We start from the raw sequence: 12,759 nt of genomic DNA, 5'->3' as shown, positions 1-12,759 counted from the left end.
ATCCTTTCAAAAATTTTGTCTGGGAATTTCAAACTGATTACCTGATTTTTATATACCTTAAGCATTTTGCCAATTCTCTTGGTCTTCTTTAAAACGTTTTAGGAGGTCGAGTCCTTCTGGTGTGATATAACCTTCTTCTTGAGCTAGATGAATCAGTTCGCTGTAGTTTGAAAGGGTTACTAGTTTGACACCAGCATCTGCAAAGTTCTTATCTGCTTTTGGCAATTGATAGCTGAAGATAGCCACAACACCAAGAACATCTGCTCCCTCACGTTTGGCAGCAGCAACGGCTTCAAGAACTGAACCACCAGTTGAAATAAGGTCTTCAACAACGACCATTTTTTGACCTTGAGCTACACGGCCTTCGATTTGGTTTCCTGCTCCGTGGTCTTTTGGTTTGCTACGGATATAAGCAAATGGCAGATTCATCTTATCAGCGATGATAGCACCATGTGGGATACCTGCAGTCGCTGTTCCTGCAATCACTTCTACCTCTGGGAATTCTGCCTTGATGGCTTCCACAAAACCATTCTCAATCAAGGTACGTGTCTCTGGGTAGGCAAGTGTTACACGGTTGTCCGTATAAATTGGTGACTTGATACCTGATGCCCAAGTGAAGGGCTCTTCTGGTTTGAGGTAAACAGCTTGAATTTTCAATAGATGGCTAGCAATGTCTTTAGCAAGTGTCATGGGATTCTCCTTTGTATTTTAAACTATATTCTTATTTCCAGTCTTGGTTCCACTCATCCTTGATAGCATGATAAGCTGCTACTGGATCGGCATCTTGAGTGATTGGGCGACCGACAACGATATAGTCACTACCAATTTGATAAGCATCTGCTGGTGTCATGACTCGTTTTTGGTCTCCAACTGCAGCCCCTGCTGGTCGAATACCCGGTGTCAGGCAGATAAAATCTTTGCTTGTTGCTTCTTTGATAAGCTTGACTTCTTGAGCTGAGCAAACCACACCATCCAAACCTGCTTCAGCAGTTTTCTTGGCATAGTGAATAACCGATTCTTGAAGACTGGTTTGGATATTTTGAAAGTCTCTCATTTGCTCTTCAGAAGTTGAAGTCAACTGTGTAACAGCAATCAACTTAGCTTCTTTTCCAAGACCTTCACGCGCAGCCTTCATCATCTCTACTCCACCTGCCGCATGAACATTGGTCATATCAACGCCCAGATGAGACAAGACCTTCATGGCTGATTTGACTGTATTAGGAATATCATGAAGTTTAAGATCTAGAAATACACTATGTCCCAAGCCTTTAAGATAAAAAATAATCTCAGGGCCTGTAGCATAATAGAGTTCCATACCTACCTTTAGATAGAGGCTCTCTCTTGCTGGAAAAAGAGCTAAAAATTGCTTGACTGCCTCAAAACTTGGAAAATCAAGAGCAATGACTGGACGAGCTTCACGCATACTTTTCTCCTTTTACCTTTGTTAGCTAGAGAGCATGAAAAAAGGAACCTGCCTACAGCAAGGTTCCACGAAAAATGGGTAGTCTCCACCCTTTCACCGTCTAACCTTAGCTGCCTCTCTGGACTGCTTTAAAGGTTTTTTACTATTCTATTATTTAAAGCAATACTTGTCAAGTAAAAACAAGTAACTGAACGAATCATCTGAAACTTAGCGGCTTTGTGTGGTTTGAGTCGTCTGTGTTGTTTGATCTTGATTTCCTTGTTCAGCTTGTTTTTTCTTCTCTTCTTCCTGCTTCTTCTTTTCCTCTTCTTTGGCTTTGACTCTTTCGTCATCCAGAGCCTTATCCACTAGACTATAGCTATAAATACCGACCTCCATGTCAATACCGCTAGGAACTGTCAACTGTGGTTTTATCTTACTATAGTAAGGTAATTTCTTCCCTAGTTCTGATAATGGCACCAAAATCTCGTCTGTATCATACATGGTAATCTTTAGAAGGTCACTTGTTACCTTACTTGGTGCAAGTTCAATCTTCTCAATCTCTTGCTTAATTTCTGGACTAACTTCATTTAGCTGAGAAATTAGGGTTTTAATCTGTTCCTCATCGTTAAAGAGAACAGATATGTATTTCTCAGGTAAGTTATCAGGGGTAACGGCCGTTGATTCAATACTTCCGCTTGATAAGATTGGATAATAGCTATCACCAGAAACAGAGTAGGCTACAATCCCAAATTCCTTCACTTCAATTGTGAAGTGAACTGGGAATTGATAAACTATCTTAGCAGATTCAATCCAGTGATTCGATTTGACCATTTCCGCATGCTTATCTTTATTTAAGAGCAAGCTAAGCGTATAGTCACTGTCACGAATGCCAGATGCTTCTCTAACTTGGTCTGCACTTGTCTGAACAGTACCCGTAACCTCAATATGTTTCATTGTAGCTAGAGGGCTTAGAAGATAAATAGACAAGAATAAGATTAGAAAGCTAGGGACGAGGATCGTAACTGCTCGCCAGATATGTATAGAAGGAATAGCCGGTTTTGGAGGTTTATTCTTGGTTTTTACCTTTTTCTCTTTCTTAACCTTTTTGTCAGCTTTTTCTTTCTCTACTTGATCCTGACTCTTAGAATCTTCTTGAGGAGTTTCCTCCGAATCTTTCGCTTCATTTGAAGCTTCATCACTAGTATCTGAATCCTTTTCTTCAGATTTTTCGGTTTCTTGGTCCACTTCCTCAGAATCTGTCGATTCCTCTTCTGCTTTTTTATTTAAATACTCGTGGTGTTGTTTTTGCCATTCTGACAATTCTTGAGTATTTTCGGAAGCAGACTTTGCTGCTTGTTCTTCTTTTTCACGAGCTTCTTCTTCGGCACGTTTCGCCTCTTCTTCAGCTTTTTTTTGAAGATATTCTTGATTTCGTTTTTGCCACTCTGACAATTCCTTGCCTTGAGTGCCCTGATTCTTTTTATCCTTTGACATCAATTTTCCTTATGATAAATCTTTTTTTAATAGCTCATAAAAATCTGCCACAGATTTTAATTCCTGAGAATTCTTCATCGTGTTTTGATAGATTTCTTTGTTAGTCAAAAGTTGATTTACTTTTTCTTCCAAAGTAGACAAGGTCAAGTCACTCTCTTGCAACTCCTCTGCATAGCCTTTCTTCACAAAATAGGCTGCATTTTCAATCTGGTCTCCACGGCTAGCTTCACGCCCCAAAGGCACGATGACATGCAATTTAGCCATGGCAAGGAGCTCAAAAATAGTATTGGCACCACCACGAGTGATGACCACATCAGCCAGATTCATGAGTGGTTGATAGAGTTCCGTCGCATAGTCAACACGGTAGAGGTTTGAACTTAGTTCATTTAAACTAGCATCACCTGTCAGGTTGATGATATTATAGCGACTAGTCAGCTCTTCCTTGTGGTCTGTAACTAATTGGTTAAAGACTCTCGCTCCAGCAGAACCACCAACAAAGAGAAGAGTTGGTAACTTGTCGTTGAAAGAAGTTCGGATATCCACCATTTCTTCAGGCTCTTCCATAACTGGACCAGAAACCTTGGTCACAGCTCCTACATGTTCTACCTTAGTGAGACTAGACGCTTGCTCGAAAGTAGAGTACATCTTAGTCGCAAACTTATAGGCAATTTTATTGGCCAATCCCATAGAGAGGTCAGACTCGTGGATGAAGACTGGTACTCTGCATACTCGCGCTGCGATAACAGGCGGAACAGATACAAATCCACCCTTAGAAAAGAGGGCTTGTGGACGAACTCGAAGCATGATAAAGAGCGATTGAAGAATTCCAAAAGCAACCTTAAAGACGTCAACCATATTTTGCCATGAGAAATATCGACGTAATTTCCCCGTTGCAATCGAATGGAAGGTGACATCTAAACCTGACTTGAGGATTTCATGATGCTCAATCCCATTTTTATCTCCAATATAGTGGACTTCCCAGCCATCTTCGATGAACTTAGGCATTAACAAAAGGTTGAGGGTAACGTGTCCAACCGTTCCCCCACCTGTAAATACTATTTTTTTCATATTATCCCTTTAACTCCGCTACAGTGTCGATGAAAAGATCTCCACGTACTTCAAAGTTAGCATACATATCCCAGCTAGCATTAGCAGGACTGAGGAGAACCACATCTCCCTCTTCCGCAAGTTCAGAAGCCTTACGAGTCGCATCTGCAATATCTGTCGCATCGACATAAGTCACACCAGCTTTATCTGCTGCACGCTTGACACGTTCTGCAGATTGACCGAGAATGACCATTTTCTTAAGTCCAGTAATATCTGGCACCAATTCGTCAAACTCATTGCCACGGTCCAAACCACCAGCTATCAAGATAACCTTGCTATTGTCAAATCCAGATAAGGCTTTTTGAGTTGCCAAGATGTTAGTTGACTTACTATCGTTATAGAATTTCACCCCATTGATTTGGTCTACGAATTGGAGACGGTGTTTAACTCCACCAAAGGCTGACAAGGTTTCCTTGATGGTTTCATTGTCAACACCACGAAGTTTAGCAACGGCAATGGTTGCAAGAGCATTTTCCACATTGTGGCTACCTGGAACACCGATTTCATCAGCTGCCATTACTTTTTCACCACGGAAGTAGAGAAGACCATCTTCGAGGTAAGCTCCGTCAACCTTTTCTAGTGTTGAGAACGGTACTACAGTCGCATTTGTCTTTGTCGCAAGTTCTTTAGCTAATTCCTGGTTGAAGTTCAATACTAGGTAATCAGCTGCTGTCATATTGTTTTGGATATTCCACTTAGCTGCCACATAGTCTTCAAAAGAACCGTGATAGTCAATATGCGTTGGCATCAGGTTGGTGATAACAGCAATTTCAGGATGGAATTCCTGGATTCCCATTAATTGGAAAGAAGAAAGTTCCATGACAAGGGTATCCTTATCTGTTGCTGTCTGAGCTACTTGGCTTGCAGGATAACCGATGTTACCTGATAAGAGGCCATTTTGTCCTGCAGCAGTCAGAACTTCTCCAATCATGGTTGTGGTCGTAGTCTTACCATTTGAACCAGTAATACCGACGATTGGTGCATCAGAAATCAAGTAGGCTAACTCAACCTCAGTCAAGACTGGAATGCCTTTTTCTAGAGCTTTTTCAATCATAGGGTTGCTATAAGGGATTCCTGGATTCTTCACCATGAGAGCAAAATCTTCATCTAGCAATTCCAAGGGATGACCACCAGTTACAACCTTGATGCCATCTTCTAAAAGGCTTTGAGCCGCTGGATTTTCCTCAAAAGGTTTACCATCATTAACCGTCACAATGGCACCAAGCTTGTCCAAAAGACGAGCCGCAGACTCACCAGATTTGGCCAAACCAAGGACTAATACTTTCTTATTTTCAAATTGATTAATTCGTTTCATATCTAGAACTCCATTTCTACTCTTACTATTTTACCATTTTTATGAAAATAAAAAAGCCACAAAGGGCTTTCTTATTTGTTTTTTGTTATTTGGAAACTCAATTATCAAGTTTAGCATCTTTGTTAAGGATTTTTTGCTACCAAGAAACATAAAAAAGCGGACAAGTTCTAGTTCTGTTTCTTGAAACTAGTTTGTCCACTTTTTATAGTTGAGATTGTTTTCTTGTCCAATCTCTATAATCTAAATACTGTCAGATTATTTTATTCTTCGTCTTTCTTCTTTCCCATTGCAAAGAGTCCAAGAAGCGCTCCCACAACACCTGCTGTTGCAAGGGTTGCATTTTCCTTAGTACCTGTTTCAGGGAGAATATGTTGACGGCTTGCAGGTGCCTGATAAGTCTTGTCTTGTGACATAGCAAGGGCTACAATCGACTGCTCATCTTTGTACTCCGGTACTTCATTGATCGCTGCTTCGGCTGCGTTCACGCCACCAGTATATTCTGGAACTTCGTTCACCGCTGCAAAGACTGCATTGGCACCACCTTTGTATTCTGGCACATCGTTAACCGTTGCTTCGGCTGCGTTCACGCCACCAGTATATTCTGGTACTTCGTTCACCGTTGCAAAGACTGCATTGGCACCACCTTTGTACTCTGGCACATCGTTAACCGCTGCCTCGACTGCATTCACACCACCAGTGTATTCTGGAACTTCGTGAACTGCTGGTTCGACTACATTCGCTCCTAAAGTATGTTCTGGTACTTCGTGAACTGCTGCTTCAACTCCATTCACGCCTCCTGTGTATTCTGGAATTTCGTGAACTGCTGGTTCTTCTCCATTCACACCGCCTGTGAACTCTGGAACTTCATGTATAGCTGGTTCTTCTCCATTCACACCACCTGTGAACTCTGGAACTTCGTGTACAGCCGGTTCTGTCTTAGCGCTTTCAGCATCTGCCTTAGTCAATTGAATGCGGTATTCCTTAATATGTTTACCACTTTCTGAAACAAGATGAATCAAGACTGGAAGTTTATCATCACCACTATCAACAATAGTTGCTGCTACGTTTTCGCCAGCTTCAACTGTTACTTGAGGACGATTTCCACTGTAGGTTACTTGGTAATCCACACGATTTTCAGAGAAGTCAGCAAGCTCTTTACCATCCACAAGAAGTTTTGCAGCTGTACTATCCTTAGGTTCCTCACTTGGAGCAATGAAGGCCATTTCTGTAATAGCTACACCCTTGGTATCAGCTTTTCTATCCATGCGCCATCTCATAGCCTTAGCTTTAACTGGGGCAAAGGTTACATGGATATCAGTACCTGCTTGAATCTCTTGATCCGCACGGTATTCAACTTTCTCCCAGTTAGAAGGAGTGTTAAATGGATGTTCAGGATCGTATGGTTGGTAGTTAGAGTAGTATTCTGGTGAATCAAATTCTGGTCCCACATAGCGTTCTAAGACTAGTTTAGAAGGTGCATCAGTTCCGCCATCTGAGAAGAATCGAATGCTTCCTTCAGCGACTGTACGTTCAACAATCTTGCCAGCTTCTCTAAAGATAACCCCTACTGAAACTTCTGGATTATCAGATGGAGTTGGAGACCAGTTGGTCCAACGACGGGTTTCATCATCAGAACCATCGTTAACATAGTCCACACGGTCATGAGAATTTGGATCAATATCATTGGTTGCAGAAGCAAATGAACGGTTGCTGTCGTCATCAAAATTAGGGTTGTCTGATAGGTTTTCACCGAGTTTATCAGTCACACGTACTGCTACTTCAGCCGTTAAATCAGTACCTAAAACGCGACCACGAACTGTAAATTCACCTGCATTCGCTAGATTTTCAGCTGGAACTTCATCCCATTCAACTGCCAAGTCTTTGACTTCATAGCCATCTTTACCTGTGAAGTAAACAGGAACTTTTGCTGGTAACTCAAGAGTATGACCCTTAGCAACTAAACGTGATGACTTAACAGCAACAACAGGTTTACTTGCGAGCAAGTCTTTATCATTTGTGAAGTGTAGGCGGTATTCGCCTAGGATATCTCCGTTTTCAGCCTTAACGACAACACGAACTGGATCCCCTTCACGAACGCTTGGAATCACTGTAGCAATACCATTATCTGATACACTTGCTGTTACAGTTGGTGCTTGGTCTTCTTTAGCTTCTAGATAATAGTCAGTCAAGCCAGGGTTAAAGTTTGGCAAATCTTTTCCATCTACTTGGATTTGAGCTTGAGCTTTCTTAGCTGCAGCTACTTGTTTAGAGAAGATTTGAATTTCTGTAATGGAAGTACCCCATTTACCATCTGGTCTAACCATACGGATACGAACCGCATAGGTATTGACTTTATCAAAGCTAAAGTGAGTCATTTCTCCAGCTCTCACTTGGTCTGGAGCTTTAAGATTTGTCACTTGTTTCCAGTTATTGTCATCGTTAAAAACGTGGTCTTCACTAGCTACAAAGCTTGGGTTCTTAGGAACTGTTGGAACATCTTTTCCTACATAGTATTCGATGACATAAGACTTAGGTGCACCAACACCGTGGTCTTCGTGGAAGGCAACATTGAGATTGTCAACCGAACGTTTAGACAGGATACCAGAATCACCAAAGAGGATTCCCACTGATGCTTCACTTGTACGTTTCCAGTTTGTCCAGCGGTTTGCCGGTTGATCATTAAATGAGATTAGTTTGTCATTGACATTGGCTACTGAGTCACTTGGATTTGAGTCTGATGCAAAGGCAAGTGGTAACTCTGAACCTGTCCACTGATCAGAAATATTTGCACCAGTTTCAGTTTGAGCAGATACACGAACATGAAGTTTCGTTGGTAACTGAGTACCTTCCACATGCCCTGTCACTGTAAAGCTACCTTCAGTTGCATATTGGCTTGGGTCAATAGCATCCCAAGTCACTTTAGCTGAAGATACTTGGCCGTTTGAGTGGTAAGTACGAACACTTTCTGGTAATTGAGGAGCTTCTGAAACTGGAGTTGTTGTAGTCACTTCTTCGACTGCAATGATACCTTCTACAGAAACTTTAGCATGAGCTTTGTTTTCAATTCCTGCTACTTTACCTAGAACATCAAAGCTGTGGTATTTAGCAAGGTCTTCCTTAGCAACTGCTTGCCAAGTTACCTTGTGAACTTTTGGAAATCCTTTATCGTACTCTACCGTTACTGTATCAGGTAGACTTGGTTCTTGGTTCAAACCTGTCACAACACTTACTGGACGAATGGCCTGGACAACTTTATTTTCAGTATTTGCCTGAATGTTCAAGTCAATCTGACCTTCAGCTCCTTCAAATTGAGCTTTCAAAGTTACTTGACCAGGTTTATGCAATTCAAGCATACCTTTACGAACAGCTACGTCTCCTTCACCTGATGTTGAGAAGGTTACCTTATCAGCTTTTAATACGGCCTGAGTTCCATCTTGATAATGAGCCAAGACTTTGATACCAACTGTTTGGTCTTCTTTCAGTGCGTCTGCATTTTCAACTTCTAGGCTTAAACGTTCAATCTGAGGAGCTTCTTGTAAGAATTGGATAGCATAAGTCTGAAGTGCTCCACCATCATTTGGTTGAACATAAATACTAGCACGCATACCATTTGCTTCGTTAGCTTGAATAACAGTAACTTGCGCATTTTCAGCTAAAGCTTTAACTTCAGGCAAAGTAGCTCCATAAGTAAGTTTATGATATAGAACCGGTTGGTCAGTTGAGAGCCCTTCTACAGGCTGGTCTGCAACAGTTACAGTCGGTACTACTGGTGAAGCCGCTTGACCTTCGGCGACTACGAATGTAGCAGCGATTTCATTATCACCTGAAATTCCTTTAGCTTGGATACGAGAGCCTGGGATAGTTAATTTAGCTTGATCTTCAGCTGCAACTTCCCACCTATCAACGTCATAGCTTCCTAGAGTACCATCTGACAATACATAGCTAACAGATGGATCAACCGTACTCAGATCTGTACTTGGTGCAATTCTCTTAACTACAGGTAATTCTGCTTCGAGTGCCAAGACTTCAACACGCGCTTCTACATCTCTTCCTTCTGCCACACCTTTAATAGTAAAAATACCAGGTTGGTTGACATCAACTGCAGACCATTCTACTGGAAGTTTTGCACGGCTACCATCACTGTAGATAAATCCTACTTTTGAAGGCATTTTCGCTGCTTGACCGATTACTGTACGAACTTTAGGAACCTCTGTACCTAAAACAGTTTTTTCCTCTTGGTCTTTCTTACCTGTGAAGATAGTTGTTTGACCAGATTTCAAGAAATCAGAGTGAGCAGTCAAGGTGAATTTACCTGCTTGCTCAGTTGATTTGACAATCACAACACCCTTACCATTAAAGGCTTTGCGAATCCATGAACCATCTGCTTGTTCTTTGTAACGTTCACGGCTGGCTTGTTCCCCGTTATCCACACCGACAATCTGACCTTGTCCATGCAACTGGAAGCGAACAAGATTATTGGCTGTAGGAACTACGTTACCTTTACTGTCAACAATTTCGTAATAGATATAAGTGAGGTCTTTTCCGTCAGCTGCGATAGCATGTTCTTCTTTGACCAAACGAACCCCTGCAGGTTCTCCAGCGGTCACAATCTTATCACGAGCAACGATGTTACCAGCTTCGTCACGAGCTACTGCTTCTAATGTACCTGGTTCAAAAGCAACCTTCCATTCAAGGTAAAGTTCATTTGGTTTAGCACCTTCTTGGTAAGTACGGCCATCGCTTGTTTGTTTTTTAGTAAATGTCTTCTTGCCTAGAGTATTACCATTCAAGAATAGTTCTACACTTGCCGCATTAGAATAGGCACGGACTGGAATATTACCATCTGCATCCGCTACATTTTCTTTTAGGGTAGGATTTTCCCAGTTCCAGTGAGGAAGCAAGTGAACCATTGGTTTCTTCTCAGCAGAAACCCATTGGCTTTGATACAAGAAGTAGTCATGTTTTGGAATACCAGCTGTATCTACGATACCAAAGTACGAGCTTTTAACCGGTGTGTGGTTTTGGTTATGCCATGGAGTAGGTTCACCGATATAGTCCGTACCTGTCCAGATGAACTGACCTGCGTAACCCGCATTGTCACGGTCAAAAGTCCAAGATGCAGTAGCTGTTTTACCCCAACCAACACGGTCATTACCGTAGTCTGATTGCTCATAATGACGGTAAGCCTGATTGCTGTGGACCAATTCACGTTCTGGACGGAAATAACTTCCACGTGTACGAGTAGCTGAGGAAGTTTCAGATCCGTAAATCAACCAATTTGGATGTTTCGCACGAAGTTTCTTGTAGTTATCTTCTGAGTAGTTAAATCCAACGGCATCAAGTTCATTGGCAATCTTTTCATGGTCACCACTACCATCACCAAAGCGGAACTTATCTGCTCCCATAGTGACATAGCGTGTCTTATCAACAGCTTTGATAACTTGAACCAAGCGTTTAACTGTTGCTAAAGAACGAGGTTTTCCGTCTGCTTCACCGATTTCATTACCGATAGACCACATAACGATAGCAGGGTTATTCTTTCCTCGTTCAACCATGGTACGAAGGTCAAAATCAGACCATTTTTCACCTTTCTTAGCATCTGGGTGAGTAGCATCTTTATCAAAGAAGCGACCATAGTCATACTGTTTCTTACCACCATACCAAGTATCGAAAGCTTCTTCTTGGACCAACAAACCAAGCTCAGCAGCGATTTGTAAAGTTTGCTCACTAGCTGGGTTGTGGGTTGTACGGATAGAGTTCACACCCATATCCTTCATTTGTTTCAGACGACGGTATTCTGCCTTATAGTTTTCTTCAGCTCCAAGAGCTCCATGGTCATGGTGAAGAGAAACCCCATGGAATTTAATGCGTTCACCATTCAAAGAGAAGCCTTCATTTGGTGTCCAGTTGTAGTAACGGTAACCAAACAAGTCCTTCTTAGCATCGACCAATTGACCATCACGATAAACACGAGTCACTAATTCGTAAAGAGCTGGCTTGTCGCTATTAACTGTCCAAAGTTTTGGTTTATCAACTTGTAAAATAGCATTCAAGCTGGCTGATTGATGAGCTTTCAATACTTGACTAGCGGTACGAACTAGATCAGTTACAGCTTGACCATTACGTTCAATGATTTGATACTCAGCAAGAATTTCATGATCTTTATCATCAGTATTGACGATCTTACTTGTTACATGAGTATCTACCTTACCATTTTGTTGTTTTTCAAGGTCTGGAGTTAAGATAGTTGTTCCATTTTTCTCAGTATGGACCTTATCTGTGACTTGAAGGGTAACATCACGGTAAATCCCGCTTCCTGAGTACCAACGGCTACTTGGTTGTTTGTTGATGGCATGCACTGCTACGACATTCTCGCGACCGTCTTTATGGAGATAGTCAGTGATGTCATATGAGAATTGGTTGTAACCATTTGGATAGTGACCAACTAGCTGACCATTTACATAAACTTGAGAATCCATGTAAACACCATCAAATGTGATACGAACATTCTTATTGAGGTCTTCTTCATCGAGTTTAAAGGTCTTACGATACCAAGCATCACCACCATTGAGTTGCCCACCTTCGTTTTGGGCAGGTGAGTCATGGTCAAAGTCATTGTAGATACTCCAGTCATGAGGAAGGTCTAATTTCTTCCAACTAGAAACATCGGCATCTGGCTTGACCGCATCTTTAGCATTGGCATTGAGCTTGAAATGCCAGTTTTGGTTGAATTCTACTTTTCTATCCTCAATCAACTGTTTTACCTCATCATTAGTTGCAGGTTTGAGCTCTGGTTTTTCTGTTTGAGCAGATTGATCCTGAGTCACAGCTGGAGCTTGCTTTTCTACATCAGAGGTTTCTTTTTTCTCAGGAGTAGTCTCAGTAGTTGGGGCTTCCACTTTTTTCTCTACTTCATGCTTAGTTTCTACTGCTTCACTGTTAACAGTTTCTGTTGTTACAGGTTGTTCAGAAGCTTTTGAATCTACAGCTTCCCCTTTAGGAGTTTCTTTCTCCACTTTTTCTGTAGCAACAGCGACTGGTGTCTCATCTGCAGATACAGAATTTACAGCTGCTAGATTTGCTCCAAATAAAACAGAGCAAGTCCCGATAAGTACCGAGCACGTTCCGACCGTAAATTTACGGATGCTATAGATACTTTTGCGATTCCAATAATCTTTTCCCATAGGGTTCTCCTTGTTAAGTAACCGCTTCCATTTTTATTGAAAGCGCTATACTTTTTTTGTAATGATTACTTCTATTTTATAAAATAATATAGGAAACTTCAATACTATGACTGTAAAAATCATACTTTTGATTGTTTTTTCTATATTTTGTAGAAAATCATAAAAACCTGAATGTACATTTAATGAAATTTACCAAAAAACTGTCCTACTAGAGGACAGCTTCTTGTTTTTTATGCATCTAAAGTCACATAATC

General features: G+C 41.4%; 6 protein-coding genes. All 6 read right to left on the bottom strand.

From position 1 onward, the window contains the following. Positions 1-57: 57 nt before the first annotated feature. On the bottom strand, positions 58-690 hold the full coding sequence (gene pyrE / locus AB8E63_RS04945) for an orotate phosphoribosyltransferase (RefSeq protein WP_036755409.1): 633 nt from the start codon (positions 688-690) through the stop codon (positions 58-60). Positions 691-721: 31 nt separating this feature from the next. Continuing rightward, on the bottom strand, positions 722-1,423 hold the full coding sequence (gene pyrF / locus AB8E63_RS04940) for an orotidine-5'-phosphate decarboxylase (protein WP_368910253.1): 702 nt from the start codon (positions 1,421-1,423) through the stop codon (positions 722-724). Between the two features lie 207 nt (positions 1,424-1,630). After that, positions 1,631-2,899 carry a cell division protein FtsQ/DivIB gene (locus tag AB8E63_RS04935; RefSeq protein ID WP_368910252.1) on the bottom strand — a complete coding sequence of 423 codons (1,269 nt, stop codon included), beginning with the start codon at positions 2,897-2,899 and terminating at the stop codon, positions 1,631-1,633. A gap of 9 nt (positions 2,900-2,908) precedes the next feature. After that, positions 2,909-3,967 (bottom strand): UDP-N-acetylglucosamine--N-acetylmuramyl-(pentapeptide) pyrophosphoryl-undecaprenol N-acetylglucosamine transferase, encoded by a 1,059-nt coding sequence (locus AB8E63_RS04930; protein WP_368910251.1) that lies wholly within the window; start codon positions 3,965-3,967, stop codon positions 2,909-2,911. A gap of 1 nt (position 3,968) precedes the next feature. Then, positions 3,969-5,321 carry a UDP-N-acetylmuramoyl-L-alanine--D-glutamate ligase gene (murD, locus tag AB8E63_RS04925; RefSeq protein WP_368910250.1) on the bottom strand — a complete coding sequence of 451 codons (1,353 nt, stop codon included), beginning with the start codon at positions 5,319-5,321 and terminating at the stop codon, positions 3,969-3,971. A gap of 260 nt (positions 5,322-5,581) precedes the next feature. Beyond that, positions 5,582-12,505, bottom strand: coding sequence for an LPXTG-anchored adhesin/beta-galactosidase BgaA (gene bgaA, locus AB8E63_RS04920; RefSeq protein WP_368910249.1), 6,924 nt, complete (start codon positions 12,503-12,505; stop codon positions 5,582-5,584). Positions 12,506-12,759: the final 254 nt, after the last annotated feature.

Source organism: Streptococcus sp. oral taxon 061 (genome assembly GCF_964211575.1).
In the GTDB taxonomy this organism is placed as follows: Bacteria; Bacillota; Bacilli; order Lactobacillales; family Streptococcaceae; genus Streptococcus.
The sequence above is the reverse complement of the archived record's forward strand: the minus strand, read 5'-3'. Positions and strand labels throughout refer to the sequence as shown.

Excerpts from the sequence above, each read along its gene's own strand:
- AB8E63_RS04935 (WP_368910252.1), bottom strand. The coding sequence starts at position 2,899 with ATGTCAAAGGATAAAAAGAATCAGGGCACTCAAGGCAAGGAATTGTCA.
- murD (WP_368910250.1), bottom strand. The coding sequence starts at position 5,321 with ATGAAACGAATTAATCAATTTGAAAATAAGAAAGTATTAGTCCTTGGT.
- pyrF (WP_368910253.1), bottom strand. The coding sequence starts at position 1,423 with ATGCGTGAAGCTCGTCCAGTCATTGCTCTTGATTTTCCAAGTTTTGAG.
- pyrE (WP_036755409.1), bottom strand. The coding sequence starts at position 690 with ATGACACTTGCTAAAGACATTGCTAGCCATCTATTGAAAATTCAAGCT.
- bgaA (WP_368910249.1), bottom strand. The coding sequence starts at position 12,505 with ATGGGAAAAGATTATTGGAATCGCAAAAGTATCTATAGCATCCGTAAA.
- AB8E63_RS04930 (WP_368910251.1), bottom strand. The coding sequence starts at position 3,967 with ATGAAAAAAATAGTATTTACAGGTGGGGGAACGGTTGGACACGTTACC.